Below are 25,530 nucleotides of genomic sequence, written 5' to 3'. Positions count from 1 at the left end.
GGCACGCCCTACCCCAGCCGCTTCCGCACCGGCTCGCCCTCCAGCGGTGGCGCCGTGACGCCGCCGTGGCGCAGGCATTCCGGCCGCTTGCAGTCCGGCGGCGGCCTGCGGACCACCGCCGCCGCGATCACCGCCCCCGCCACCAGCGCCCCCGCGCACCACCCCATGGCTTTCCCGAACGCCGTCTCGAAGGCGGCCGGCTCCCGGTACGCCTCCTCCCCCATGCCCGCCAGCAGCGGCAGCGCCGCCACCGCCATCAGGCCCGCCGCCCGGGCCGCCGCGTTGTTGATGCCGCTGGCCAGCCCGGCCCGGACCACGCTCACCGAGCCCAGCACGGTCGCCGTCAGCGGTGCCACCAGCGTGACCATGCCCAGCCCGAGCACCAGCAGCGCCGGCAGCACATCGGCGAGGTAGGACGCCCCCGGCCCGACCCGCAGCATCAGCAGCATCCCGGCCGCGCACAGCAGCGGCCCCACCGTCAGCGGGATCCGCGGCCCGATGCGGTCGGCCAGCTCCCCGGACCGCGCGGACAGCAGCAGCATCAGCACGGTCGTGGGCAGCAGCGCCGTACCGGCGGCGAGGGCCGAGTAGCCCACGACCACCTGGAGCTGGAGCGCGGCGAGGAAGAAGAACCCGCCGAGCGCCGCGTACACGCACAGTGTGACGAGGTTGACGGCCGTGAACTGCCGGGACGCGAAGATGTCCGGCGGCATCATCGGCTCGGGCCGGCGCCGCTCGACGATCACGAACGCGACGGCCGCGGCGAGCCCGGCCACCGCCGAGACAGCCACCACCACCCCGCCCCCGCCGGCCTCGATCAGGGCGTACGTCACCAGCGCGAGCGCCAGCGCCCCCAGCACGGCCCCGAGCACGTCGAACCGCCCGTGCGCCCGCTGTTCCCCACCCGACTCGGGAACGTGCCGCAGCGCGACCGGGACGCACACCAGGGCCACCGGCACGTTCAGCAGGAACACCCACCGCCAGCCCGGCCCGTCCACCAGCCAGCCGCCGACGAACGGCCCGACCGCCGCCCCGATCCCGCCGAAGCCGGACCACAGGCCCACCGCCCGCCCCCGGTCGTCGGGGTGGAAGGACGCCTGGATCAGGGCCAGCGACCCGGGGGTCAGGAGCGCGCCGCCCACCCCCTGCAGGGCCCGCGCGGCGATCAGCACGCCCGCGTTCGGCGCGATCCCGCACAGCAGCGACGCCACCGCGAACCACACCACACCGACGACGAACACCTTCCGCCGCCCGAACCGGTCCCCGAGCGCCCCGCCCAGCAGGATCAGCCCGGCGAGCGTGACCATGTACGCGTTGACCGTCCACTGCAGGGCGGACAGGTTCGCGTCGAGGTCGCGGCCGATGCGCGGCAGGGCGACGTTGACGACGGTCGAGTCCAGCATCGCCATGCTGGAGCCGAGGACGGTGGTGAGCAGGACCCACTTGCCCTGCGGTGAGGCCAACCGGACATCGGGCATGCAGGGAGCATAGGAGCATACGGAAGAGCCCGGCACCCCAGGAGGTGCCGGGCTCGACGCGAGCGGAACCGGGAACTACTTGATCTTCGTGCCGGTCGAGCGCAGGTTGCCGCAGGCCTCGACGACACGCGCGGACATGGAGGCCTCGGCCAGCTTGCCCCAGGTGCGCGGGTCGTAGGTCTTCTTGTTGCCGACCTCGCCGTCGACCTTCAGGACACCGTCGTAGTTGCGGAACATGTGGTCCGCGACCGGGCGCGTGAACGCGTACTGGGTGTCGGTGTCGATGTTCATCTTCACGACGCCGTTCTCCAGGGCGGTGCGGATCTCCTCCTCCGTGGAGCCGGAGCCGCCGTGGAAGACGAAGTCGAACGGGGAGCCCTTGCCGAACTTGGCGGCGACGCCCTCGTTCAGCTCCTTCAGCAGCTCGGGGCGCAGGACGACGTTGCCCGGCTTGTACACGCCGTGCACGTTGCCGAAGGACGCGGCCAGCAGGTAGCGGCCCTTCTCGCCCAGGCCGAGGGCCTCGGCGGTGCGGATCGCGTCGTCGACCGTGGTGTAGAGGGAGTCGTTGATCTCGTGGGAGACGCCGTCCTCCTCGCCACCGGTCGGCGTGATCTCCACCTCGAGGATGATCTTCGCGGCGCGGGCCTGCTCCAGCAGCTCCTGCGCGATGGAGAGGTTGTCGGCGAGGGTCTCGGCCGAACCGTCCCACATGTGCGACTGGAACAGCGGGTTCAGACCGGCCTCGACGCGCTTCTGGGAGAGCGCCAGGAGCGGGCGTACGTACCCGTCGAGCTTGTCCTTGGGGCAGTGGTCGGTGTGCAGCGCGATGTTCACCGGGTACTTCTCGGCGACGATGTGCGCGAACTCGGCCAGGGCGACCGCGCCGGTGACCATGTCCTTGCTGTACTGACCGCCCAGGAACTCGGCACCACCCGTGGAGATCTGGACGATGCCGTCGCTCTCCGCCTCAGCGAAACCGCGCAGGGCCGCGTGCAGGGTCTGGGTGGAGGTCACGTTGATGGCCGGGTAGGCGAACTTTCCTGCCTTCGCCCGGTCCAGCATCTCGTTGTAGACCTCGGGAGTTGCGATGGGCATGCGTCCGCTCCTTGTATCTGCGGGTTGACGTACTGCTGTGTCTAACGGCCCTGACCTAGACCTTGGGGTGCGACGTCATCGTCGGCCCCATCTTTCCAGACTTGGCCGGAAGGTCCAGGCCACCGTCCACGCCCTGGTCAGTCCTCGGTCAGTCGAGGCCCAGCTCGTCCTTGGAGAAGGCGAAGAGGTACGGCACCCCGGCGCCCTCCTGGATCTTCTCCGCGGCGCCGGTCGCCCGGTCGACGATGGTCGCGACGGCGACGACCTCGGCCCCGGCCTCGCGCACGGCCTCGACGGCGGTCAGCGGGGAGCCGCCGGTGGTGGAGGTGTCCTCGACGACCAGCACGCGACGGCCGGCGATGTCCGGGCCCTCGACACGCCGCTGCAGGCCGTGCGCCTTGGCGGCCTTGCGTACGACGAACGCGTCCAGGCGCTTCCCGCGCGCGGCGGCCGCGTGCAGCATGGCTGCGGCGACCGGGTCGGCGCCCATGGTGAGCCCGCCGACCGCGTCGAACTCCAGCTCGGCGGTCAGGTCCAGCAGCACCTGCCCGACCAGCGGCGCGGCCTCGCCGTCGAGCGTGACGCGCCTCAGGTCGACGTAGTAGTCGGCTTCCAGACCCGACGACAGGGTCACCTTGCCGTGCACCACGGCCTTGTCCTTGATCTGCTGCAGCAGCGCGCCGCGTGTGTCCGTCATGCCGCCCAGCTTAGAGGCGGCGCCAGCGCCAGGTCGTCGAGGCCTCCAGCGGCTCCAGGGGCGTGACCAGGTGCGGCAGGGTGTTGAGGCCGTTGGGCGGGCCGGTCTGCGGCTCCACGCACACGGCCTCCTGCTGCTCGTCGTAGACGACGACCCACTCCTCGCCGCTGGTCACCTTCAGCTCCAGCTGACCGGGCCAGGTCAGGGTCGCCTCGACGCCACCGGGCATGCCGAAGCAGTCGTCCCAGGGGCCGGGCTTGGGGGCGAGGCGGTTGCCGGTGGGCAGGTGGTCGTCGCCGCGCTCCTCCTGCCAGGCGGGGTCGAAGTCGAGGCGCACGTCCTGGCCGCCGAGGTTCCGGTTGAACCAGGGGTGCCAGCCGATCTGCGCCGGGAAGGACGACTGGTACGTCTCGACGGACATGGTCAGCGTCAGCGCGTCCTCGGTGAGGGCGACGACCTGGGTGACGAGGCCCGGGTGGGGCCAGGGCTCGACGAGCTCGCAGGTGAGGACGGCCTCGTCCGTGCTGGTCCGGGCGGTGCGCCAGACGCTCTCGCGGACGGTGCCGTGGATGGCGTGGGGCGGGGCGTTCAGCGGCAACTGCCGCACCTCGGCGCCGTCCAGGAAGCGTCCGTCCCGGGTCCGGCCGCACCAGGGCACCATCAGGAAGCAGCCGAAGCGCTCACCCTGGCGCAGCAGTTCGACGCCACCGATCCGCAGTCCTTTGACCCGGCCGCCGTTGCCCGGCTGCACGGTCACCTCCGCGTCACCCGCGGTCAGCGTGATGTCTTCGTCACTCACGGGACGACCCTACTGCGGTGATCAAGAGGGCCTCACCGCTCGCGTACCGCTTCGGCCGTATGTGCCCGGGGCGGGGCCGCCCGGGCCCGGCCGCCGCGTGGTTCAGCGGCGTCTGCGCAGGGCCCGGACCGCCACGATGGCCGACGCCAGAGCGAGGGCCGCCGCGGGGGCCGCCCAGCGCAGCGGGGTGGGGGCCGTCACGGTCTGGGGCGCGGGCACCGGGGCGTACCGGCCACGCGGCGGGGCGTGGTCGACCTCCTCGGCACTGCGTCCGATCATGGTCCGTCGCGCGTGCGCCGCCTCGGCGATGTCGTCGTCCTCCTCGTCGTCCTCGTCGTCCTCGACGTCCTCGTCGTCCACGGGTCCGGGAGAGGAGGACGGAACGTCGGCGCCGAAGCCGGAGGGGCGCTCGGGGGCCGGGGGTTCCTCGGTGAGACCGGGGTCGGTGGGGGCCTTCTCCGCGGCCTCCGCCCGCGCACCGTCGTCGCCCGCGTCCGTGGCCACCAGGGCCAGGTGCTCCGCGAAACGGTTCAGCAGCCGGGCGACCGCCCCCTCCACCGCGTCCGCCGGGAGGTCCTTGATCCGTCCGTCCGCGGCGGCCGTGCCCTCGTACACGACGGTGCAGCCGTCCTCCGCCTCGCGCAGGGCGATCCGCAGGGCGATCTTGACCGAGCCGCTGCCGCGCGACTCCTCCGCCTCGCCCTCGACGGCGTACGCGCCCTCGCGCCGGGACACCCGCAGGGCTCCCCGGTAGGTGACGGAGTGGCTGCCGACGCGGATCTTCAACCGCCCGGCGACGGGCTCGGCGCCGGCGTCCTGCTGGAGCCCGGGAACGGCCCGGGCGACCCGCGCGGGGTCGTCCAGCACCTCCCTCAGCCGCTCGGCCGGAACCGGAACGAACACCTCGTGCTCCATGTCGACGGACTCTACCCAGCACAGCGCGGAACGCACCCCCGGCTGAGGGATTCGCCCCCGATCCACCCCCACCAGGCGTATCCTCCCGACCCGCCGGAGGGGTCGCGCGAGGGCGGGTCCCGCGAGGACGTCCCTCTTGGGGCGGGTCCCGTGAGCACGGCCCTTCGAGGACGGTCCCGCTCCTCAGTAGCGCGGGTGCACCAGCGTCGACGCCGGCAACCCCGCGATCCGCGTCCTGCGCGCCGCCCGTTCCCCCGCGGTCAGGGACGCCTCCGTGAGGACGCGGGGCCGCGGGCCGTCCGGGTCGAGCCGCAGCCGCGGGTCCGTGCGGGCGGCCAGGACGAAACCCCAGTCGCGGGGCGCCCGGGAGCGGTCGGCAGGGGTGCGGTCGGGTCCGGCGGCGAAACCGGCGTGGCGGCCGCCCGTGCCGTACGGGGCGGTGCGCAGCCCGGCCGCGCGCAGGGTCGCCTCCACCGTCCAGTAGACCCGGGGGCCGGCCGCGACCGGCCCGGCGTGCACCACCAGCCGTCCGCCGGGGGCCAGCACGCGCCGCGCGAGGCCGTAGAACTCCTGCGAGTACAGCTTCGTGCTCGCCGTGATCCCCGGGTCCGGCAGGTCCGAGACGACCACGTCGTACGTCGCCGCAGTCGCTCCGCGCAGCCAGCCGAAGGCGTCCTCGGTCGTCACGTGCACGCGCGGGTCGCCGAACGCGTGCCGGTTGAGCGCGGACAGGGCCGGGTCGGTGCGGGCCAGGCGGATCACCTCGGCGTCGAGTTCGACGACGTCGACCCGGTCCACTCCGGGGTGGTGCAGCACCTCGCGCGCGGCCAGGCCGTCCCCGCCGCCCAGGATGAGCACGCGCGCGTGCGGCCCGCTCATCGCGGGGTGGACGAGGGCCTCGTGGTAGCGCGGCTCGTCGCGTCCGCTGACCCGCAGCCGGCCGTCGAGGAACAGGTCGAGGGACCGCCCGCTCGTGCCGCCGGTGAGGACGACCTCCTGCACCCCGGTCCGGAGCGCCACGCGGACGTCGTCGCCGTACACCGCCTGCCGCGCGGCCCGTTCGAAGTCGTCGACGAGGACGGCGGCCGAGGCGAGGACCGTGAGGACGAGGGCGTTGCCGACCAGCAGCAGCCAGCGGGCGCGCCGGGTCAGGTCCCGGCGGAACAGGCCGAGCACCAGCGCACCGCCGACGACCGCGTTGACCGCGCCGGTGAGCAGCGCGCCGGTCAACTGCCCGAGGAACGGCAGCAGGAGGAAGGGAAAGGCGAGGCCGCCGACGAGGGCGCCGACGTAGTCGGCGGCGGACAGGTCGGCGACCGCGCCGCCCGCGTCCTGGCGGCGGATCCGCTGGATCAGCTCCATCAGCAGCGGGACTTCGGCGCCGATGAGCAGCCCGGTGGCCAGGGAGAAGGCGACCAGCAGGCAGCGCGGCCCGTTGGCCCACATCCCGCCCCAGTCACCGGTCCAGGCGAACACCGCGTACAGAGCCATGGCGCTGCACCCGCCGACGAGCGCGAGGGTGGCCTCGACGGCACCGAAGCCGGCCGCGGCGAGCGGGCGCAGCCGCTTCGCGGCGAGGGAGCCGATGCCCATGGCGAAGACCATGACGGAGAGCACGACGGACGCCTGGGTGACGGAGTCGCCCATCAGGTACGAGGCGAGCGCGACGAGTTCCAGTTCGTACACGAGTCCGCAGGCCGCGCAGACGAACACGCCCGCGAGGACCAGGAACCGTCCGGTGCCGGGCCGCACGGGCAGTCGCGCCGGGCCGCCGGGGCCGCCCGGGGCGCTCCAGGGCGGCGGGCAACCGGGCGGGGCGGGCGCGTGCGGCTCGATCACGCTGCGACGTTACGTCACGTCTCGACTGCGGTTCGTCACCCACACGTGTGGTGCTGGTTTACCGGGGTCGGACATCGGTACGAGATCGGTTCGCCGCACGTGGTTCGGCGGGCCGGGCGGCGGTCGGCAGCCGGATGCCGAGTCGCCGTCGAGGCGGGGTCAGTTGGCGAGTACCGCCGCCGGTACGCGCACGCCCACCTTCGTGCGGGTCGCCACCAACTGCCCGTCCTGCGGGTAGGCGTGCCAGGTCCGCCAGTGGATCTGGCCCTCGTGGTGCTGGGCGAGCAGGGCCGTGAAGGCGTACGGGCTGCCGGGGAAGACGCCGACGAGGCCGTGCGGATGGTCGGAGACGAGGGCCAGCAACTCCTGGGCGCGGCCCGCGAAGGAGCCGGGCGAGAGGACCTCGACGCGGGCCGCGAACTCGTACTCCCAGTCGTCCACCCGCTTGGCGACGCCGAGCGGAAGCGGGGTGCTGCTGCCCGCGATGCACGCCACCGTCTCCGAGCAGATGCCCCGCTCCTCCTCCAGCAGGACCTGGTGGGACGCGCCGAGGAGCCGCAACTGCAGTTTGGTGTCCGCCAGTTCGAGGTCGAGCACGGCCAGTGCGGGAAGCGGCTCGCGCCCCAGGGCCCACGCGAGATCGGCCGCGCGCGTGTCGGTGTAGGAGGTGTTCAGGGTCGTGAGCATGGATCGGCTCCGCAAGCACACAAGGAGAGGGAGAGGGGTCCGCTGCGCCCCGGTGGCACGGCACCGGGGGATGTCGGCCCGGGGCAGCCCGGTCGGCCGGTTTCAGGAAGGTGTCCGCAGATCGTCCGAGAGGCTGCGTCGGTGACTTAGAGGGAATCATGAAGAGTGGCGCCGCCACAGCGTTTTTACCCAAGTTCGTAGGGTTTCCATCCCTCAGAGGGCTCCACAGCTCAACTGTTCAACCACGGCGTGCGCCGGAGCCGGGGAGGCGTGCGCCGGTGCGCCGTGTCTCACGCCCGCAGCCGGGACGCAGGGGTGCCCGGGATTCCGGGAGATCCCGAAATGGCCGTTCGGGACGCGCAGTTGCCGGGGTCGCACCATGCCGGACGCGAGTTGTCCTACAGACATGGGACGCTGCGGACAGCCGCGCGAAGCCGCCCGACAGGCATTCGACGGGTCGTCCGTCCGGGAACCCCTGCCCCTCTCCCCCCTGGCTCCCTGCCCCCTCGGCATGAAAACGCGGGGCCCGCCCAGGTGTGGACCCCGCGTTCGGTGGATGCGGCTCCCCCGTCGTGAGGACGGCCGACGTCAGTCAGCTGCCTCCGCCGCCGCAGCCACCACCGCCCCCGCAGGACGACCCGCCGCCGCAGGAGTGTCCCCCGTGGTGTCCGCCGCCGGACGAGCCGGAGTCTCCCCCACCGGCCCACCAGCTGCCACCGGTGCTGCTGCTGCTCGAACCGGTGGACGCCCACGCCCCACGACGCGTCGTCCCCCGGGAACCGCCCCTGCGGGCCTTGGAGACCAGCGCCCCGACCAGGACGACTCCGACCACCGCCAGGATGATGCCGACGACCATGACGTCACCCTCCTTCCATGTCCCCCGAAGCGGCCCCCCGTGGGCGCCTCGCTCTTGCGTGAGGCGGTGATGCCCTCCCCGCTCCCGGCCCAACACAGAGTTGAGGAACTCCAGAGCTTCGGCGCAGGATGACCGGCATGACCTCCAGCGCGCGCCCCCTCCTGAACCGTCGGCTCGCCGAGTTCGGGACGACGATCTTCGCCGAGATGTCCGCCCTCGCTCTGAGCACCGGCGCGATCAACCTCGGGCAGGGCTTTCCCGACACCGACGGCCCCGAGGAGATCCGGGAGGCCGCCGTACGGGCCCTGCGGGACGGCCGCGGCAACCAGTACCCGCCGGGCCCCGGCGTCCCCGAGCTGCGTACCGCGGTCACCGCCCACCAGCAGCGCCGTTACGGCCTGGCCTACGACCCCGACACGGAGGTCCTGGTCACCGCCGGCGCCACGGAGGCCATCGCCGCCGCCCTGCTGGCCCTGGTGGAGCCGGGGGACGAGGTGATCGCCTTCGAGCCGTACTACGACTCCTACGCGGCGTGCATCGCGATGGCCGGCGGGCGCCGGGTGCCGGTCACGCTGCGCGCGCAGGAGGACGAGGGCCGTTTCCGTCTCGACCTCGACGAGCTGCGCGACGCCGTCACCGAGCGCACCCGGCTGCTGCTGATCAACACCCCGCACAACCCGACCGGCACGGTCCTCACCCGCGAGGAGCTGGCCGCGATCGCCGAGCTGGCGGTGGAGCGGGACCTGCTGGTGGTGACGGACGAGGTGTACGAGCACCTGGTCTTCGACGACGCCGAGCACGTGCCGCTGGCGACGTTCCCGGGGATGCGGGAGCGCACGGTCACCATTTCGAGCAGCGGGAAGACGTTCTCGTTCACCGGCTGGAAGGTCGGCTGGGTGACGGCGGCCCCGGAGCTGGTCACGGCGGTGCGCTCGGCGAAGCAGTACCTGACGTACGTCTCGGCCGGCCCGTTCCAGTACGCGATCGCCGAGGCGCTCTCGCTGCCCGAGTCGTACTTCACGGACTTCCGCGCCGACATGCTGGCCAAGCGGAACCTGCTCGCGGCGGGCCTGGAGGAGGCCGGCTTCCGGGTCTTCCGGCCCTCGGGCACGTACTTCGTCACCACCGACATCCGCCCCCTCGGCGAGAGCGACGGCTTCGCCTTCTGCCGCGCGCTGCCGGAACGCGCGGGAGTCGTCGCCATCCCCAACGCCGTCTTCTACGACCACCGGGAGGCGGGCGCCCCCTTCGTGCGGTTCGCCTTCTGCAAGCGGACAGAGGTACTTCAGGAGGCCGTGAAGCGCCTGAAGTCGTAGCCGCCCGGCTCGACGACGGGCCTCCGGCTGCCGTGGCGCCCGTCCGAAGCGCGCCGCATGATCGGATGACAGGTTCTTCAAAGGTTCTTCATCACCTCCGGCCTACGGTCGGGAGGCTCGCCGCGCCCGCGGTCGGGCGCGACAGGAGGCGGGAGAACCGATGAGGACGAACCGGGTGCTGATGGCCATGGTGACGGCGTCGGTCATGGCGATCACCCTGGCCGGCTGCGGGGGCGAGGGCGACACCCCGAAGGTCCCGACTGCCGGCGGCGACAAGGCGTCCGGCAAGACGACCGCGCCGAGTGGCGGCGACGACGTGGCCGCGTACGTGAACGCCCAGCGCGAGTGGGTGAAGTGTCTGCGGGAGAACGGGGTCGACGCCCCCGATCCGGACGCCAAGGGGCAGGTCGAGTTCGGCGACAACGCGGCGCTGAAGAAGAACACGAAGTTCCTGGACGCCTCCGAGAAGTGCGCCTCGCTCAAGGCGGCCGTCCCCGAGGGCCTCGAGAACGCCAACCAGCCCACGCTCAGCCCCGAGCAGATCAAGGTCAAGCGTGACTACGCCGACTGCATGCAGAAGAACGGCGCCCCCGACTTTCCCGATCCCGGCCCCGACGGGACCGCGCAGGGCTCCGAGTGGAACCAGACGTCGGCGGGAGCCAAGCGTGCCACCCGTGTCTGCGCTCCGATCATCGGTGACCCGGCGGACCAGCCCGCGGGCAAGGGCTGATGGTGGCGGAGACGGTTGTGCAGACCGATCACGAGCACGGGGCGGCTCCCGCGCCGCCGCCGCGTGGTCGGCGCGGACGGCGAACGGTCCTGGTGGCGTCGGCTCTGGTCGTCGTGGCGGCAGTCGCCGTGGTCGGTGCGCTGGGCCTCGGCGGAGGCGGGTCTCAGGCGGGTTCCTCCGCCCCGCCCCGCTCCGGCTCCACCGTCCCGGTCACCCGGACCACACTGACCGAACGCACCACGGTGGACGGCCAGTTGGGCTACGGCGCCGAGATACCGCTGCCCGTCAAGGCGACGGGCACCGTGACCTGGCTGCCCGCGGAGGGCACGACCGTGAAGCGCGGCGGCACTCTGCTGCGCGTCGACGACCGGCCGGTGGTGCTGCTGTACGGGACGCTGCCGATGTACCGGGAGCTGGGCCTGACCGCGGGCACCCGGCAGGAGACCGGGACCGCGGGGGACACCGAGGGCTCGGGCGACCAGGGCCGCACGGACGAGACCTCCGGGGCTCCGGACCCCTCCGGATCGCCGACGCCGGGCGGCGCCGGGGCCGGAGGGACCAGGGCCGGAGGGGCCGGGGGCACGCTGCGCGGGATGGACGTCCTGCAGTTCGAGAGCAATCTCGCCGCTCTCGGCTACACCGGCTTCACCGTCGACGAGGAGTTCACCGACCTCACCGCCCGCGCGGTCAAGCGCTGGCAGAAATCCCTCGGACTTCCCCAGACCGGCACGGTCGGCATCGGGGACGTCGTCTACTCCGCCGGCAAGGTACGGATCGGCCACGCGGGTGTCCGGCTCGGCTCGCCGGCCACCGATGACGTCCTCAGGTACACCGGCACGTCCCGGAAGGTCGTCGTCAACGCCTCGGCGGCGGAGGACTCCTGGGCCGTGCGCGGCGCCGCCGTCACGATCGGGCTGCCCGACGGGAAATCGGTGAAGGGCGAGGTGGCGTCGGTGGGGAAGAGCGCGACCGCGCCCGAGGGGGGAGGCGGGGAGGGTGACTCCGCGGCACCGACGGTTCCGGTGACCATCACCATCAAGGACCAGAAATCCGTGGGACGGCTGGAGAGCGCGCCGGTCACCGTCGAGTACGTGGGGCGGGAACGGGCGGACGTCCTCACCGTCCCCGTTGCCGCGCTGGTCGCCCTGGCCGAGGGCGGCCATGGCCTGGAGACCGCGGACGGCCGGTTCGTCGCGGTGAAGACCGGGCTCTTCGCGGACGGCCGGGTGGAAGTGAGCGGAAGCGCGGTTCGCGAGGGCATGAACGTGAGGATCCCGGAGTGAGCGGAGCATCGGCGGTCGTGGAGTTCGACGCGGTCTCCAAGACGTACCCCGGTGGTGTGGCGGCGGTACGGGACGTGACCTTGCGCATCGGGCGCGGCGAACTCGTCGCGGTCGTCGGCCCGTCGGGCTCGGGCAAGTCCAGCATGCTGAACCTCATGGGCAGCCTCGACCGGCCCTCCGCCGGGCGGGTGCTGGTCGACGGGCACGACGTGGCGAAGCTGACGGACCGTGAGGTGTCGGCGCTGCGGGCCACCCGGATCGGCTTCGTCTTCCAGCAGTTCCATCTGGCGGTAGGGGTTCCGGTCCTGGACTCCGTGGCCGACGGGCTGCTGTACGCCGGAGTACCGCTGCGCCGCCGCCGGTCCGGCGCGGCGGCGGCGCTGGAACGGGTCGGCCTCAGCCACCGCGTCCACCACCTCCCGCACCAGTTGTCCGGCGGCGAGCGCCAGCGGGTGGCGGTGGCCCGGGCGGTGATCGGCGAACCGGCGGTCCTGCTGGCGGACGAGCCGACCGGCAACCTGGACTCCGCTTCCGGAGAGGCCGTACTCGGTCTGCTGCGCGAGCTGAACGCCGCCGGGACCACGGTCGTGGTCATCACCCACGACCGGGAGATCGCGGCCGGGCTGCCCCGCCGTATCGAGATGCGCGACGGCCGCGTGGTGGCGGACACCGCGACCGATGCCGCGGCGGACGAGGCGGTCCGATGACCGACGTCACGTCGAACGGCCCGCCCATGGACGACGCCCCGCCGACCCCGCCGTCCGGCCCCAGCAGGGGCGGCGGACGTGGCCGCGGACGAGCGGGCGATGACGCCGGTGGCACGGGCGGCCGGCTGCGGGCCGCCCGCCTCGGTCCTCAGGACATCGTGCGGCTCGGCGGGACCGGGCTGCGGACTCGTCCCCTGCGGATCTTCCTCTCCGCGCTCGGGATCGCGATCGGCGTCGCCGCCATGATCGCGGTGGTCGGAATCTCCGGCTCCGGCCGGGCGGAGGTGGACCGCCGACTCGACGCGCTCGGCACCAACCTGCTGCGGGTCGCCCCCGGCGACTCACTCGACGGCACCGAGGCCGAACTGCCCCACGAGGCCGTCGCGATGATCGGCCGCATCCCGCCCGTGCAGCAGGTCGCCGCCACCGGCGCGACCGACGCGCACATCTACCGCAATGAGCACATCGCCATCGGACGCACCGGCTCCCTCGAGGTCCTCGCGGCCGACAGGCACCTGCTCCCGGCCGTCGGCGGGCACGTCCGCCGGGGCCGCTGGCTGGATTCCGCGACGGAGCAGTACCCGGCGGTCGTGCTCGGCTCCACGGCCGCGGGCCGGCTCGACGTGTACACACCGGGGACCCGGGTCTGGCTCGGCGACCGCTGGTTCTCCCTCGTCGGCGTCCTCGATCCCGTACCGCTCGCGCCGGAACTCGACAGCGCGGCGCTGGTCGGCTGGCCGGCGGCCCGGACGTACCTGCGCTTCGACGGCCATCCGTCGACGGTCTACGTCCGCGCCGAGGACAGCCAGATCGCGGAGGTGCGGGGCGTGCTGCCGGCCACGGCGTACCCCGAGAAACCGGGACAGGTCCGGATCTCCCGGCCCTCCGACGCGCTCGCCGCCCGCGAGGCCACCGAGTCGGCGCTCACCGGGCTGCTGCTCGGCCTCGGTGGCGTGGCGCTGCTCGTCGGCGGCGTCGGGGTCGGCAACACGATGGTCATCTCGGTCCTGGAGCGGCGCCCCGAGATCGGCCTGCGCCGGGCGCTGGGGGCGACCCGCGGCCAGATCCGGACCCAGTTCGTGACGGAGTCGCTGTTGCTGTCGCTCATCGGCGGCCTCGGCGGGACGGTGCTGGGGACGGCGATCACGGCGGTCTACGCCCTCAGCCGCGGCTGGCCGACGGTCGTCCCGGTGTGGGCGAGTGCGGCGGGGATCGGCTGCACTCTGGTCATCGGCATGATCGCCGGACTGTATCCGGCGGTACGGGCGAGCCGGCTGTCACCGACGGAGGCCCTGTCCGGCTCCTGAGCGGCCCGCCCGTCGTACGAGTCAGGGGCGGCCTCGGTGAGACCGCCCCTGACACACCATCAGTCCTGCTGGCCCGGCACTCCCGCGGGAGTGCCGGCGAACGTACTAGAAGCCGCAGTAGACGAGGCTGCCGCCGTCGCTCAGCAGGTCGTCGCGGACCCAGCCGGACGTACCGGTGGTGTCGTTCCGGAGGTACGTCCAGGTCTCACTGGTGTTGCCGATGCGCGTGTAACAGTGGTAGTCGAGGCGGTGGGTGTTGTAGGCGATGCCGTTGCTGGCGCAGTTGGTGCTGGAGCCGCTTCTCTCGTTGGCCCCGTTGGCCGTCCTGTTCCAGGCGCTGCTGTCCATGTCGGAGGCGGTCCTGCCGCAGGACGCGGCTGCGGTGGCCGGGGTGGAGAGGGCGAGCGGGACGGCCATGGCCACCGCCGCCAGGGCGGGTACGACAGCCGCGATTCGACGCTTCACTTTTAACCCCCATGAATGCGCACTCTGTCGGCACTGCTTCCCCAGGCCGTTGGACGACACCTGAACGAAACAGCGACCACTGCACCAATCGGTGTGCAAGTGGCGTCAGTACGATCACAGTCAAAAAGATGCTGACGAAATCATTCCGCCCGCAACCGTCCAATTACTGCCCATGAGAGACCGAAAACACCGGAAGAGGAAATGCGCCATTCCACAGTCCTTTCGGCGGGAAGCGCCCCCTTGACGAGTATCCGAGTCCCCTTGAGCACACACGTTCCGGCAGATGGGCGGGGTGGCACGCGATGAGCTTCCGGCTTCGGGTACTCGGCCTGCTGATGCTGGTCGCGATGGCCGCCACCGCCGCCACCGGCTGGCTGACCCTGCGTCAGGCGAACCGCCAGGTCCAGGAGAGTGTCACCGCGGGACGGCAGGAGGTCTCCCGGATCACCGGCGACCTCCGCGCGTACGGGTTCGCGCACAGCACCTGGGAAGGCCTCTCGCCGACGGTGAGCCGCCTGGCCAAGGACACCGGCCAGCGCATCCGGGTCGCCACCGAGAACGACGTCCTGCTCGCCGATTCCGACGCGCTCGAGGGCCGTGCCCCCCGCCCGGTGAGCAACCAGCCGCCCGTGCTGGTCGACCCGCGTCCCCTCCTGCGGATCCCCGCGCGACAGCTGCCGCGGACCTCGATGAAGCTGACGGCGACCGCGATCGCCCAGTACCGCGCCGTAGCGGTGTACGCGGCCTGTCTGACCCGGGCGGGGGCCGAGGTGACGGCCCGGCCGGACGACACCGGCGTGCCGCGGATCAGCACAGAGCGCCGGCCGGAACAGTGCGAGGAGCCGAAAGGCGAACCGGACCCGCAGACGCCGCAGGACCTCGAGGTGATCCGGACATGCGAGTCGGAGCAGCAGTTCACCACCTGCCTGCAGCGGGTGTTCAACGAGCGCATGGGCTCCGCCGCCCCGCCACGCCTGGTGATCCGTCTCGGCGTCCGGGACGAGTCCCCGCCCACCCTGGCCGCGGCGCCCACGATGGCCGTCGCAGGCGGCGTCGCCCTCGCCGCCGTGCTCGGCGCCCTGCTCCTGAGCCGGGCGGTGCTGCGCCCGGTCCGTGCCATGACCCTGGCCGCCGGGGGGCTGGGCGAGGGAGACCTGGGGCGGCGGGTGCCCGTCTCCGGCCGGGACGAGATCGCCCAACTCGGCCGTGCCTTCAACCGGATGGCTGAGTCCATACAGGCCGGCGAGGAGCGCCAGCGCCGCCTCACCGGTGACATCGCCCACGAGCTGCGCACCCCGCTGGCCAATCTGCGCGGCTATCTGGAGGCCCTGCGGGACGGGGTCGTCGAGCCGACCCCGGAGCTGCTCGATTCCCTCCACGAGGAGGCGCTGCTGCAGCAGCGGATCGTCGACGACCTGCAGGATCTCGCGCTGGCCGAGGCCGGTGCGCTCACCTACCACCGGGTGCGCGTCGACCTGCGCGAGCTCCTCGAAGCCGCCGGCACGGCTCACCGTGCCCAGGCCGACGCGGCGGGTGTCGCGCTGCGGCTGGAGGCGCCGCGAGCCGTGGACGTCGTCGCCGACGCCGACCGACTGCGCCAGGTCGTCGGCAATCTGGTCGCCAACGCGCTGAGGGCCACGGCACCGGGCGGCACGGTGACACTGGCGCTGGCCCGGCACGGCGATCTCGCGTCCCTTCAGGTGCGGGACACCGGAAAGGGGATACCCGCCGAGGACTTGCCGCATCTCTTCGACCGCTTCTGGCGGGCGGACGCGGCACGGGGCCGCGCCACCGGAGGAAGTGGCCTGGGGCTGTCCATCGCCCGCCAGATCGTGACCGACCACCAGGGGACGATCGCCGTGGAGAGCACCGTCGGCGTCGGCACGACCTTCACCGTCACGCTCGCCACGACCGGACCGTCGGCGGACACCGGCTGATCGACCCCGGTCAGGACCCCGCGCGCGCTCGGGTGGGCGCCAAACGACAGACCCTAGCCGTCCACCAGGCGGTATCCCCGGCCGTACACGGTCTCCAGATGGCGCGGCCTGGCGGGGTCGTCCCCCAGCTTCCGGCGCAGGTTGCGCACATGGGCGTCCACCGTGCGCTCGAGCACGTCGCTGTCGAAGCCGAAGGCGCGCTCGATGATCTGGGCCCGGGTGAACACCCGCCCCGGCTCGCGGGCCAGAGCCTCCAGTATCGAGAACTCCTTGGAGGTCAGCGCCACCGGGCGGCCTGCCACCCGGACCTCGAAGCGGGCGGTGTCCAGTTCGACCGCGCCGACCCGCAGTACCTCGCTCCCGGCCGCGCCGGCTTTCCTGGAGCGCCGCAACAGCGCCCGTACTCGCGCGGTGAGTTCGCGGGGACTGTACGGCTTGGTGAGGTAGTCGTCGGCCCCCAGGTCGAGGCCGAGGAGCATGTCCTCCTCGGTGCTGCGCGCGGTCAGCAGCAGAATCGGTACCTCGTGGGCCTCGGCACGCAGAATGCGGCATACGTCGAGTCCGTCGACGAGCGGCAGCATCACATCGAGAACGATGAGATCCGGCCCCGTCGAACGCGCCCGTTCCAGCGCTGCCCGGCCGTCGGCCACGACCTGCACGGCGTTGCCTTCCCGTTCCAGATAGATCCGGATGAGACGAGATTGTTTTTCGTCGTCTTCGGCGATCAGGATGCGCGCGCTCAACGATTCTCCTCAGCGAGGCCCTGCACGATTCCAGCGCCGTTGATATCAACGCGCCTCCGGAATTCCCACCTCCGGAAAATCCCGGGCCGACCGCACTCGCTGCACAGTACCGGTTGTCACTCGTCGGTCAGGTGCCAGCCCTGGAGGCCGGGCTGGGACAGGATGTCGGTGGCGGTCCGGGTGGCTTCGGACCTGGTGGTTCCCGGCGGGGCCGTGAGGTGGAGGCGGGCGAGATTCTCCTCGAACCCGCCGACCTCGGCATGCCATCCGGCCGGGAGAAGGGATACGAAACGGATCGCTGCCGTCTCTGGCGGCGCCCCGGACGGTCCGGTGATCGACACCTGATGGGGGGAGTTCATGGACAGCTCCGCAGAGGAAGAGAAGGGACGTCGGTGAGGCAGGCTGTCTTCCCACTCACGTGGGAACCACGGGCCGACGGGGAGTCCGTGTCCGGGGCCGGCGCGGCAGGGCCGGCCCCGGACACGGGCCGCGCCCGTCAGTCGGAGGAGCCGCCCTTGGCGAGCCGGGCGACCAGCACGAGGATCGCGACGGCGACAGCGGCGCCGACGCCGTAGCGGACACCGTCGGCGGCGTCGCTGGCGAACAGCACCACCTCCACGCAGGCGAGCACGGCCAGAAGGGCGGCGAGGGAGGTGGTGGAGCGGGAGGCGGTCATCGGATTTCCTTCCGGTGGGGGGTCGGGTTTCTGGCTGTACCGGCGTGTGTGACCGGCGGTTCTGCTGGTACGGGAACGTCAGTCCGTCAGCTTCATGGCCTGGCGGAACGAGAGCTTGCGGTCGGTCTGCAGGAGCGCCCGGCGGTACACGCGGCCGCTCACCCCGACGATGAACACCGCCGCGGCGATGGACAGGACGAGCGCGACGGCGGGCTCCCACCAGGCGGTCTCTCCCGCCAGGACGCGCGCCGGCATGGTGACGGTCGAGGTCAGCGGGAGGAACGAGAGGATCTCGCGCACACCGCCGGACACGGTGACGCCGAGGATGAACACGAGCGCGGTGATCGCGTTCACCGGCGTCGTGGTGGACTGGATGTCCTCGCTCCTGGTGGCGAGCGCGCCCGCGGCGGCGAACAGGCAGGCCAGGACCGCGATGCCCACGACGTAGAAGACGAGGAACCAGCCCAGGCCGGAACTGATGTCGGCGAGGAACTCCTGCTCGCCCGTGAACATCAGGCCGCCGACGCCGACCAGGCAGAACAGCCCCATCTGGGCGAGCGCCAGGAGTGTGGAGCCGACGATCTTGCCGACGAGCAGGGACCGCAGCGGGACGGAGCTGGCGATGAGCTCGACGATGCGGTTCTGCTTCTCCTCCACGACGCTGGTCGCGAGCGCCGCGCCGAGCAGGACCGCGGCCAGGTAGAAGAGGAAGCCGAAGAAGTACGTGGTCATCCGGACCGCGCCCTCGGGCGTCTTGTCGGCCGAGAGCAGCACGTGCTCGACCTGCGCCCCCTCGCTGAGGGCCGCCAGGCTGGTGCCCGCGGCCTGCGCGTTCCGGTCGAGGGCGTTCGTCTGCACCGCGGCGCCGATCCAGGTGGCGGCGATGTCGTTCTGCCCGGTGTCGCCGAGCAGGACCCAGCGGCCGCCCTCGGACAGCAGCCCGGCCTCGGCGTCACCGGACCGCACGGCCTCGCGCACCTGCTCGGCGGACGTCTTCTGCCGGACGGTGATCTCGACGTCCTGGTCCGCCCGGACGGCCAGCTGCTCGGCCTGGCCGGCGATCTGTCCCGCCTGCCGGTCGGCCACCGCGACGGTGATCTTCCCCATCGAGTCGGCCAGGTAGAGCTGGAGTCCGATCGCGCCCACGATCAGGGCGAGGGTGACCAGCGTCGACACGAGGAAGCCGCGGTTGGTGAGCTTCACCGAGATCTCGCGGGCGGCGACGATGCGCCAGGCGGCGGGCGTGGCCGCACGGGAGGGGCCACCGGAAGCCGTGGGCGTGCCCTTCGGGCCGGGCGACGTCTCGGCCCGGTCGGCGGGGTTCGAGGTCACGGTGCTCATGCGGAGGTCATCTCCCGGTAGACGTCGGCGATGCTGGGAACGAGGGGGGTGAAGGCGTGCACGTCGCCCCGGCTCAGGGCCTGGGTCAGGAGCGCGCCGGGGTCGGCGTCGGCGGCCAGCTCGACGCGGGCTCCGTCGGGGAGTTCCTCGACGTCGGTCACGCCGGGCACGGCACGGACCCAGCCGGCGGGCGCGCCGGTGACGAGGTGGTACCGGGGCCTGTCGCGGTGCCGGAGCTCGTCCGCGGTGCCCTTGGCGACGACGTGGCCGGAGGCCATGATCACCAGGTCGTCGCAGAGCCGCTCGACCAGATCGAGCTGGTGGGAGGAGAACAGCACCGGGATGCCGGCGGCGGCGTACTCGCGCAGCAGCTCGGCCATCGTGTCGACGGCGTGCGGGTCGAGTCCGGAGAAGGGCTCGTCGAGGACGAGCAGTTTCGGGGAGCCGAGCAGGGCGGCCGCGATCTGCACGCGCTGCTGGTTCCCCAGGGACAGGGACTCCAGCCGGGCCTGGCTCTTCTCGGCGAGCCCGAGGCGTTCGAGCAGTTCGAGGGTGTGACGGCGGGCCTCGGCGTTGCCCTGGCCGCGGAGCCGGGCCAGATAGACGAGCTGGCCGAGGACGGTCTGCTTGGGGTAGAGGCCCCGCTCCTCCGGCATGTAGCCGAAGTCCCTGCGGTCGGCGGCCGTGACGGGGGCACCGTCCCAGCGGATCTCGCCGCCGTTCGTGGCCAGTACGCCCATGATCATGCGCATGGTGGTGGTCTTGCCCGCGCCGTTCCCGCCGACGAACCCGGTCAGCCGGCCTCTGGACACGCGGAAGGACACCTGGTCGACGGCACGGTGATCGCCGAAGTCTCGTACGAGTTCTTCCAGTTCCAGCATCTGTGTCTTCTCTCAGCTCGGTTGATCGGTGGTTCACGGTGGGGGGACGAGCGGCGGCGGACCACCGCGGGGTCAGGGCAAGGGGTGCGGGGCCGCTTCCCGTGGGTCGTCCAGGCGGGCGGGGCAGCCGGTCCGTTGGACCGCCGACGCCAGCCGGGGCAGGTGCCAGCTCCACGCATGGGTCTCGTCCATCCGCAGGTTCTGGTAGCCGGGGGCCAGCACCTTGACGACGTGCCAGCCCATGGCGGTGACGGCCGGCGGGAGGCGCGGGGTGAGGTCGACGGCGAGCAGGCCGGCGCCGTCGGCGGTCAGGGCCCGCCGGATCTCTTCCGCCCCCAGGTCCCGCGCGGTCGTGGGAGCGGGAAGCGTGCTCGGCTCCTGGAAGCCCGCGACCCAGTCGCGCACGGACGCGTAGGCGGCGCCGGTCAGCATGTGGCAGAGCCGGTCGTGCTCCGTGACGATCGGGGCGCGGTTTCCGCTCTCGCCCTGGGCGCGCAGCGCCCGCAGCGCGGCCCGTACCTGCCACGCCTCCTGGAACGCCTTGGCGGCGGCTTCGGCCGGCCGGGTCGACGCCTTCATGCCGACGGCGGCCAGGGCGCCCGGGCCCTCCGGGTCGATCAGGCAGGCGGTCATGCACCAGAGTCCGGGTACGGCGGTGGGGATGCGGGCGAGGACGGGGGTGAGCCCCGCCGCGCGCGCCCGCTCCCACACCGCCCGGAGCCCGGTGTCGGCGGGCGAGGGGGTGTACGTCGGCAGGCGCAGCTGCCGGCCCCAGGCGACGGTGAGGGCGTCCCGCTCCGTCACCTCGGTCATCGCGGCGGCCAGGGCTGACTCGTGGCTCGCACCGGCCGCCGCCCCGGACGGGCTCGGGTCGAACAGGTCGGCCCGGTGGGCGGGCCAGTCGACGAGGTCGGCGGGGACCAGGACGGGGGTGTCCGAGTCCAGGGCACGGGCCTCGTACCAGGACAGGTCGCACGCCTCGGCGTCGGGGTGGGACAGGGCGTGGCCCGGGTGGTGCGCGTACAGCGTCGTGCCGTCCAGGCGGGCCGCGGTGCCGGAGCGGGCGGGGTGGGCGGCCGAGGGGTGCAGGGCGCGCCGCTCGACGGCCTCGCCCGCTCCGCGCAGCAGGGCGTCGACCCGGGTGGTACCGCTGGCCCCGGCGAACCGGGCGGACAGCGGGGGGTCCAGGAGGAGGGCACCCGGGCCGGCGGTGGCGGTGGTGGTGGTGGAGCCGACCGACCCCGCCGGGCCCGGGGCCCCGGCCGAGGCCGGGTAGCCCGTGGAGCCCGCAGACCCCACCGAACCCGAAACCCCAGCCGAGGCCGCGTAACCCGCGGAGCCCACCGTGCCCGTGAAGCCCTCCACCGCGTGGAGTTCGACCGCGCTGCTCCACAGCGGATCGTCGTCGTGCGGGGGCGTCACCGCGTAGCGCAGGGCGATGCCCGACGCGGGGGCGAGGGTGGCCGGGATGTCGATCACCCTCGCACCTCGACGACCGCGGGGGCGAGGAAGGGCAGGGCGGGGGTGCCGTCCCGCAGGGCGGCGAGGGCCACGAGGACACCCGCCGAGCCGGTGCCCAGGTCCGTGGAGAGGCGGTAGCCGTAGTTGCCGAGGAAGTCGACGCGACCGGGTTCGGCGGCGATCGCCTCCCAGCCGAGGGCTTCGAGGTGGAAGCCCAGGACGTCCCGCTCGGAGGTGCTGCCGCCGTCCTGGAGAGCGAGGATCTCGCCCGCACGTCCGTGCAGCAGGCTGCACGACGTGGCGAAGCCGCCCCGCCGCAGGTCCACGAGCCGGTTCACCGCGGTGCGCAGCCGCTCGTCGTCGGGGGTGTGCCGCAGCGCGGCCCGCAGGGCGAGCACGATGCCGGCGGAACCCTCGAGCCCGGGGCTGAGGAGACGGTCGTCGAAGTCGGTGCGCTCGATGAGCTCCAGCTCCGCGTGGAGTTCGGCCACGGCCCGGTCCAACAGGTCGGTGCGGCCGGTGTGTTCGTACAGGCGCAGCAGCAGGAGCGCGCTGCCGCAGCGGCCGTGCAGCAGGCCGATGCGCTGGGGCGCCGGCGCGTCGGGCAGCCGGTCGGCGAGCTGGAGCGCCCGGCGCAGGCCCTCGTCGTCCCCCCGCCGGGCGGCCAGGTGCAGCGCCGTCAGTCCGAGGCCCGACAGGCCGGTCGCCAGAGTCGTCGTCACGTTGGCGTCGCACCCGGCGAAGGCACGCTCCATGACCGCGTCGGCGGCGTCGGCGTGGCCGAGTTCGTCCAGGGTGTACGCGATGCCGGCGAGGCCGGTGAAGAAGCCGGGGCCGTCGCCGGTGACCTCCCCGGCCTGGGCGAGCAGCCACTCGACGTGCTCGGCGGGCACCTCGGCACCGGCGCGGTGGAGCGCCCAGAGCACGCCGGCCGCCCCGTACGCGAAGGTCACACCCCCGTCGGCGACGATGAACTGCGAGACGTCGCCCGGGTAGAGGCGGTCGGTCCGCTCGGGGGTGGCCGCCTCGACGATGGACGTGGCGATGGTCGCGATCAGGTTCCCGGTCTCCTCCCCGGCGGCGGGCCAGCGCACGCCGAACTCCGTGCGGGCGCCGAGGACATCGTCGCCGAGGCCGCGCTCGATCTGCCGGGCGAAGGACTCGGGGAGGGGAAAGTCACGGACCGCCGCGTCGATCAGCGTGCGGATCTTCTGGGTGCCCCACGGCACGACGTGCGGCATGGGGACGAACATCGTCAGCCGGAGCACGTCGAGCGCGAACAGGTCGACGGCGGGGCCCCGGAGGTGGTCGGGGGCCCGGAAGCCGAGGGAGCCCATGGCCTGCGGGCGCATCTCCTCGGCGGGGGTGGCGGTCTCCATGTCGATGAAGGCGACGGTGTCGTCGGGGCACACGAGGATGTTGCCCGGATGCAGGTCGCCGAAGACCACACCGCGTTCGTGCATGGCGTCCACGGCCTCGGCGACCTGGCCGATGATGTTCAGCGCCCAGTCCGCGTACGCCGCCCTGGCCTGCGGCGTGTTGTCGGTGGTGCCGTAGGGGTGGCGGAGGCGCACGAGGTCCGTGAGCGGGGTGCCGTCGACGAAGTCACGGGCCAGGAAGTGGTGTTCGTTGCCCTTGCGTACGTCTCTCAGCGCGGGAACGGACGCGAGCCCGGCGAGCCGGGACAGCGCCCACTGCTCGCGGTCGAGACGGGCGACGGCGTCGTCCCCGGCCGCGTCGAGGCCGGCGAACGGGCGGGCCTCCTTGAGCAGGACCTCGCTCCCGTCGCGCTTGTCGACGGCGCGGTAGACGCCCCCGCCGTTGGAGAAGTGCAGGGCCTTGTAGACGCGGAAGGGGAAGTCGCCGAGGGTGCGGGCGCGCCGTTCGGCGAGTGCCTCCTGCAGGAACGACGGCATCGTGACCCAGGAGGGGGTGTGGAACCCGGGGCGCCGCTCGTCGGGGACGAGTTCGCCGTCCGGGGTGGTGATCGCGGGGGTGAGGGTCCCGTCCTTGAGCCGGGTGGTCTTCAGGACGAAGCCCCCGTACCGCACGTGGAGCGGGCCCTCCCGCCAGCGCAGGTCGCTCAGGATCGACGGGGCGCGGGTGCCTCCGACGAGCTCCTCCAGGCCGTCCAGGGCCTGCTTCAGCTCCGTCTCGTCGGCGGGGTAGATGGTGATGAACTTGCCGCTGGCGCTGCGGTCCCCGTACTTGCTGCCCCGGCGGGCGAGCGTCTCCGGGTCGGATATGTACTTGTACATCAGCCCGTGCTCGACGCAGTACGGCGCGACGGTGTCGAGGAGTCCGGCCGCGTTGTCGGGGGACGCCGCGACGTGGATCTTCCATCCCTGGTCGGGGACCCGGGAGTCGGGTGGGACGCAGACCGTCCACTCCCGCCCCCGGGTGGCCGTCCAGCCCTCGGGCAGGTTCCGGCCCTCGTGGAAGTCCGCGCCGACGGACTCGGTGGCGGGGGCGTCGTAGAAGAGCGAGTCCGCGCGGCAGAAGTTGATGAACCGGGTGTCGAGCACGGTGTCTCCAGGGTCAGAAGGGCAGGAACGGAAGCACGTAGGTGCGGTGGAGGGACTTCCACAGGGGCACGCTGCCGAGCTCGACCTCGGCGGTGCCGGCGGCCGGCGTGGGGGTGCGGGCGAGGTCCAGTGGGTAGGCGGTCGAGTCCATGACCACGGCATCTCCCATGTCGACGGGGAAGTAGGCGGAGACCGGGACCTCGGCCTTGCCGGACCGGGCGGCTCCCACCTGGGCGGTGGCGACGGTGTCGTTCAGCACCAGGCCGTTCGTCCGCAGCGTCACGCGCTGCCCGGGGCGTATCCGCTCGTCCGCGGAGCTCTGCGGCAGGACCAGGCGGGTGCCGGCGGCGTCGGTGACGTAGGCGGCGGCCACCGTCTGGCCGACCGGCAGGAACAGTGCGGCGCACGCTAGGGCGGCCAGCAGGGTGCAGACGGCTCCGACCCGGACCGGGCGGACGCCGGCGGCTTTCACCTCGGCGGAGAGCCGGACGGCGCCGCGGATCACGATCCACGCGAGGTACGAGAGCCCGCAGGCGGCCAGCAGGAGCCCCACCCAGCCGACCCGCTGGAGGGTGCCGAGCCAGGTGTGGAGGGCGGCGCTCAGGAAGTACACGGGGAAGGCGAGGCAGGCGAAGCCGTACACGACGGTCCAGCGGGTGGGCAGTTCGCGCTGGTACGTGCCGCCGAACAGGAACCGGGCGAGCGTGCGGCGGGCGTCGGCCATGGCGCGGTCGCGCAGGTACGGGACGTCCACATGGCTCATGAGGGCGATGTAGCCGTCGAGCTTGATGAACGGCGTCAGGTTGAGCAGGGCCGTTCCGTAGCTGGTGACCGCGAAGAAGAGCAGGCAGGTCTTGGCGGTGCCGTCCGGCAGGGGCCAGGCCGCGAGGGCCGAGGCGGCCGCCAGGGACGTCTGGACCGCGGGCCCGGCGAGGGCCGTGTGCACGCGCTGCCGGCGGGCCGGGAGGCGCCAGGCGTCCGACACGTCGCAGAAGAACGCCGGCATCAGGTAGAAGAGCATGACGCCGATGCGTGAGGGGCGGCCCCCGTAGCGGATGAGCACGGCGGCGTGGCCCAGCTCGTGGATGGACACGCCGAGCAGCAGGGCGAAGAGCACTCCGGCGAACGTGCCCGCGGACATGGGGCTGTTGAGCGTCACCGCGACCGCGTCCCACTGGGCGGCGAGGGCGGCGACACCGAGCAGGACGCAGAGCATCCCGGCCGCCACCGCGCCCCGGGAGAAGAGGCGGGCGAACAGCGGGCCCATGGCCTGCATCGTGCGTCCCGGCCGCAGCAGCGTGAGCTGGAGCGTCATCGGCGGGACGATCTGGAAGCGGGGGGCGACGGGGGGCGCCGGGGTCTCACCGTCGTCGAGCAGCTTGAGGGAGTCGAGCCGCGAGATCGCGCTGCCCACCCGCTCGGTGTTCCAGGCACCGCCCAGCCGGGCGGCGAGGGCCTCGTGGTCGCGCTCCCCGTCCAGCTCCTGGACGAGATCCGCGACCCTTTCGTTGATCCGTACGTAGCGGGCGCCGTGCTGGAGGACCCAGTCGCCCTGGCCGTCGGCCGGCGAGTGGACCTCGGCGCTCGGGGCGAGGCGGGGGCGCCGCGCGTGGGCCGGGATGGTGGGCGGCGGTGGACTCGTGACAGCGCTCATGGAGTTTCCTTAACGGGACGGCGGCGGGGAGTGGGAGAGCGCGTTGCACCCTTGCGGGGGTCCGGCCGGGCGGGCCGGCCGGACCGCCCCCCCCGACAGCGCTCGCCCCCCGCGGCGCGCCAGGGGGGGCCGAGC

At 72.9% G+C, this 25,530-nt stretch carries 23 protein-coding genes; 6 read left to right on the top strand and 17 right to left on the bottom strand.

Features of this window, described 5'->3' with window-relative positions; translation table 11 throughout:
- Positions 1 to 8: 8 nt before the first annotated feature.
- The 8 genes from ABT116_RS08805 to ABT116_RS08770 form a co-directional block, all read right to left on the bottom strand.
- The gene (locus ABT116_RS08805; protein WP_351629813.1) at positions 9 to 1,478 is read right to left on the bottom strand and encodes an MFS transporter; all 1,470 of its coding nucleotides are present in this window, start codon (positions 1,476 to 1,478) and stop codon (positions 9 to 11) included.
- A 75-nt stretch (positions 1,479 to 1,553) separates the two neighbouring features.
- A complete protein-coding gene (gene fbaA, locus ABT116_RS08800) occupies positions 1,554 to 2,576 on the bottom strand; it encodes a class II fructose-bisphosphate aldolase (protein WP_033310132.1) in 1,023 nt (340 codons plus the stop codon).
- A gap of 148 nt (positions 2,577 to 2,724) precedes the next feature.
- Entirely contained in the window at positions 2,725 to 3,273 is a 549-nt protein-coding gene (gene pyrE / locus ABT116_RS08795) for an orotate phosphoribosyltransferase (RefSeq protein WP_161361521.1), read from the bottom strand.
- A gap of 10 nt (positions 3,274 to 3,283) precedes the next feature.
- Positions 3,284 to 4,072 (bottom strand): aldose epimerase family protein, encoded by a 789-nt coding sequence (locus ABT116_RS08790; RefSeq protein WP_351629809.1) that lies wholly within the window; start codon positions 4,070 to 4,072, stop codon positions 3,284 to 3,286.
- Positions 4,073 to 4,174: 102 nt separating this feature from the next.
- Entirely contained in the window at positions 4,175 to 4,987 is an 813-nt protein-coding gene (locus ABT116_RS08785; RefSeq protein ID WP_351629807.1) for an SRPBCC family protein, read from the bottom strand.
- 183 nt (positions 4,988 to 5,170) lie between these two features.
- Positions 5,171 to 6,826, bottom strand: coding sequence for a polyamine aminopropyltransferase (locus tag ABT116_RS08780; RefSeq protein WP_351629806.1), 1,656 nt, complete (start codon positions 6,824 to 6,826; stop codon positions 5,171 to 5,173).
- 159 nt (positions 6,827 to 6,985) lie between these two features.
- Positions 6,986 to 7,513 (bottom strand): DUF2617 family protein, encoded by a 528-nt coding sequence (locus tag ABT116_RS08775; protein WP_351629804.1) that lies wholly within the window; start codon positions 7,511 to 7,513, stop codon positions 6,986 to 6,988.
- Between the two features lie 592 nt (positions 7,514 to 8,105).
- Positions 8,106 to 8,369 (bottom strand): hypothetical protein, encoded by a 264-nt coding sequence (locus ABT116_RS08770; RefSeq protein ID WP_351629800.1) that lies wholly within the window; start codon positions 8,367 to 8,369, stop codon positions 8,106 to 8,108.
- A gap of 128 nt (positions 8,370 to 8,497) precedes the next feature.
- Between ABT116_RS08770 and ABT116_RS08765 the strand changes: the two genes are divergently transcribed.
- From ABT116_RS08765 to ABT116_RS08745, 5 genes are all read left to right on the top strand, one after another.
- Positions 8,498 to 9,685, top strand: coding sequence for a pyridoxal phosphate-dependent aminotransferase (locus ABT116_RS08765; protein WP_351629795.1), 1,188 nt, complete (start codon positions 8,498 to 8,500; stop codon positions 9,683 to 9,685).
- A gap of 160 nt (positions 9,686 to 9,845) precedes the next feature.
- Positions 9,846 to 10,415 (top strand): hypothetical protein, encoded by a 570-nt coding sequence (locus tag ABT116_RS08760; protein ID WP_351629793.1) that lies wholly within the window; start codon positions 9,846 to 9,848, stop codon positions 10,413 to 10,415.
- Positions 10,416 to 10,432: 17 nt separating this feature from the next.
- Entirely contained in the window at positions 10,433 to 11,698 is a 1,266-nt protein-coding gene (locus ABT116_RS08755) for a peptidoglycan-binding protein (protein WP_351629790.1), read from the top strand.
- Positions 11,695 to 12,405, top strand: a complete 711-nt coding sequence (locus tag ABT116_RS08750) for an ABC transporter ATP-binding protein (RefSeq protein WP_351629788.1) — start codon at positions 11,695 to 11,697, stop codon at positions 12,403 to 12,405. The genes ABT116_RS08755 and ABT116_RS08750 overlap by 4 nt, the downstream gene beginning before the upstream one ends.
- Positions 12,402 to 13,712: an ABC transporter permease gene (locus ABT116_RS08745; RefSeq protein WP_351629785.1), complete on the top strand. Its 1,311-nt coding sequence runs from the start codon at positions 12,402 to 12,404 to the stop codon at positions 13,710 to 13,712. The genes ABT116_RS08750 and ABT116_RS08745 overlap by 4 nt, the downstream gene beginning before the upstream one ends.
- Before the next feature lie 105 nt (positions 13,713 to 13,817).
- Here ABT116_RS08745 and ABT116_RS08740 read toward each other — a convergent pair whose 3' ends face one another.
- Positions 13,818 to 14,177, bottom strand: a complete 360-nt coding sequence (locus ABT116_RS08740) for an SH3 domain-containing protein (RefSeq protein ID WP_351629784.1) — start codon at positions 14,175 to 14,177, stop codon at positions 13,818 to 13,820.
- A gap of 302 nt (positions 14,178 to 14,479) precedes the next feature.
- Here ABT116_RS08740 and ABT116_RS08735 point away from each other — a divergent pair, with 302 nt between their 5' ends.
- Positions 14,480 to 16,114: an ATP-binding protein gene (locus ABT116_RS08735; protein ID WP_351629782.1), complete on the top strand. Its 1,635-nt coding sequence runs from the start codon at positions 14,480 to 14,482 to the stop codon at positions 16,112 to 16,114.
- A 53-nt stretch (positions 16,115 to 16,167) separates the two neighbouring features.
- Here ABT116_RS08735 and ABT116_RS08730 read toward each other — a convergent pair whose 3' ends face one another.
- The 8 genes from ABT116_RS08730 to mpaP all read right to left on the bottom strand — a co-directional run bounded on the left by ABT116_RS08730 (position 16,168) and on the right by mpaP (position 25,395).
- Complete coding sequence (locus ABT116_RS08730; RefSeq protein WP_351629780.1) at positions 16,168 to 16,857, bottom strand: response regulator transcription factor; 690 nt, start codon at positions 16,855 to 16,857, stop codon at positions 16,168 to 16,170.
- Positions 16,858 to 16,973: 116 nt separating this feature from the next.
- Positions 16,974 to 17,216: a hypothetical protein gene (locus tag ABT116_RS08725; RefSeq protein WP_351629777.1), complete on the bottom strand. Its 243-nt coding sequence runs from the start codon at positions 17,214 to 17,216 to the stop codon at positions 16,974 to 16,976.
- Positions 17,217 to 17,353: 137 nt separating this feature from the next.
- Positions 17,354 to 17,533, bottom strand: coding sequence for a hypothetical protein (locus ABT116_RS08720; RefSeq protein ID WP_351629776.1), 180 nt, complete (start codon positions 17,531 to 17,533; stop codon positions 17,354 to 17,356).
- Positions 17,534 to 17,611: 78 nt separating this feature from the next.
- Positions 17,612 to 18,874: an ABC transporter permease gene (locus ABT116_RS08715; protein WP_351629773.1), complete on the bottom strand. Its 1,263-nt coding sequence runs from the start codon at positions 18,872 to 18,874 to the stop codon at positions 17,612 to 17,614.
- Complete coding sequence (locus tag ABT116_RS08710) at positions 18,871 to 19,755, bottom strand: ABC transporter ATP-binding protein (protein WP_351629770.1); 885 nt, start codon at positions 19,753 to 19,755, stop codon at positions 18,871 to 18,873. The genes ABT116_RS08715 and ABT116_RS08710 overlap by 4 nt, the downstream gene beginning before the upstream one ends.
- Before the next feature lie 72 nt (positions 19,756 to 19,827).
- Entirely contained in the window at positions 19,828 to 21,234 is a 1,407-nt protein-coding gene (locus ABT116_RS08705) for a YcaO-like family protein (RefSeq protein ID WP_351629767.1), read from the bottom strand.
- On the bottom strand, positions 21,231 to 23,741 hold the full coding sequence (gene lanKC, locus ABT116_RS08700) for a class III lanthionine synthetase LanKC (RefSeq protein WP_351629765.1): 2,511 nt from the start codon (positions 23,739 to 23,741) through the stop codon (positions 21,231 to 21,233). Before lanKC ends, ABT116_RS08705 begins: the two co-directional genes overlap by 4 nt.
- Before the next feature lie 13 nt (positions 23,742 to 23,754).
- The gene (mpaP, locus tag ABT116_RS08695) at positions 23,755 to 25,395 is read right to left on the bottom strand and encodes a daptide biosynthesis intramembrane metalloprotease (protein ID WP_351629762.1); all 1,641 of its coding nucleotides are present in this window, start codon (positions 25,393 to 25,395) and stop codon (positions 23,755 to 23,757) included.
- Positions 25,396 to 25,530: the final 135 nt, after the last annotated feature.

The organism is Streptomyces sp. NPDC002130 (assembly GCF_040296465.1).
Taxonomy (GTDB): domain Bacteria; phylum Actinomycetota; class Actinomycetes; order Streptomycetales; family Streptomycetaceae; genus Streptomyces.
The sequence above is the reverse complement of the archived record's forward strand: the minus strand, read 5'-3'. Positions and strand labels throughout refer to the sequence as shown.

What these genes read in the sequence shown, in the direction of transcription:
- ABT116_RS08805 (WP_351629813.1), bottom strand. Translation starts at nt 1,478, where the DNA reads ATGCCCGATGTCCGGTTGGCCTCACCGCAGGGCAAGTGGGTCCTGCTC.
- fbaA (WP_033310132.1), bottom strand. Translation starts at nt 2,576, where the DNA reads ATGCCCATCGCAACTCCCGAGGTCTACAACGAGATGCTGGACCGGGCG.
- pyrE (WP_161361521.1), bottom strand. Translation starts at nt 3,273, where the DNA reads ATGACGGACACACGCGGCGCGCTGCTGCAGCAGATCAAGGACAAGGCC.
- ABT116_RS08785 (WP_351629807.1), bottom strand. Translation starts at nt 4,987, where the DNA reads ATGGAGCACGAGGTGTTCGTTCCGGTTCCGGCCGAGCGGCTGAGGGAG.
- ABT116_RS08775 (WP_351629804.1), bottom strand. Translation starts at nt 7,513, where the DNA reads ATGCTCACGACCCTGAACACCTCCTACACCGACACGCGCGCGGCCGAT.
- ABT116_RS08770 (WP_351629800.1), bottom strand. Translation starts at nt 8,369, where the DNA reads ATGGTCGTCGGCATCATCCTGGCGGTGGTCGGAGTCGTCCTGGTCGGG.
- ABT116_RS08765 (WP_351629795.1), top strand. Translation starts at nt 8,498, where the DNA reads ATGACCGGCATGACCTCCAGCGCGCGCCCCCTCCTGAACCGTCGGCTC.
- ABT116_RS08760 (WP_351629793.1), top strand. Translation starts at nt 9,846, where the DNA reads ATGAGGACGAACCGGGTGCTGATGGCCATGGTGACGGCGTCGGTCATG.
- ABT116_RS08745 (WP_351629785.1), top strand. Translation starts at nt 12,402, where the DNA reads ATGACCGACGTCACGTCGAACGGCCCGCCCATGGACGACGCCCCGCCG.
- ABT116_RS08735 (WP_351629782.1), top strand. Translation starts at nt 14,480, where the DNA reads ATGAGCTTCCGGCTTCGGGTACTCGGCCTGCTGATGCTGGTCGCGATG.
- ABT116_RS08725 (WP_351629777.1), bottom strand. Translation starts at nt 17,216, where the DNA reads ATGAACTCCCCCCATCAGGTGTCGATCACCGGACCGTCCGGGGCGCCG.
- ABT116_RS08720 (WP_351629776.1), bottom strand. Translation starts at nt 17,533, where the DNA reads ATGACCGCCTCCCGCTCCACCACCTCCCTCGCCGCCCTTCTGGCCGTG.
- ABT116_RS08715 (WP_351629773.1), bottom strand. Translation starts at nt 18,874, where the DNA reads ATGAGCACCGTGACCTCGAACCCCGCCGACCGGGCCGAGACGTCGCCC.
- ABT116_RS08710 (WP_351629770.1), bottom strand. Translation starts at nt 19,755, where the DNA reads ATGCTGGAACTGGAAGAACTCGTACGAGACTTCGGCGATCACCGTGCC.
- mpaP (WP_351629762.1), bottom strand. Translation starts at nt 25,395, where the DNA reads ATGAGCGCTGTCACGAGTCCACCGCCGCCCACCATCCCGGCCCACGCG.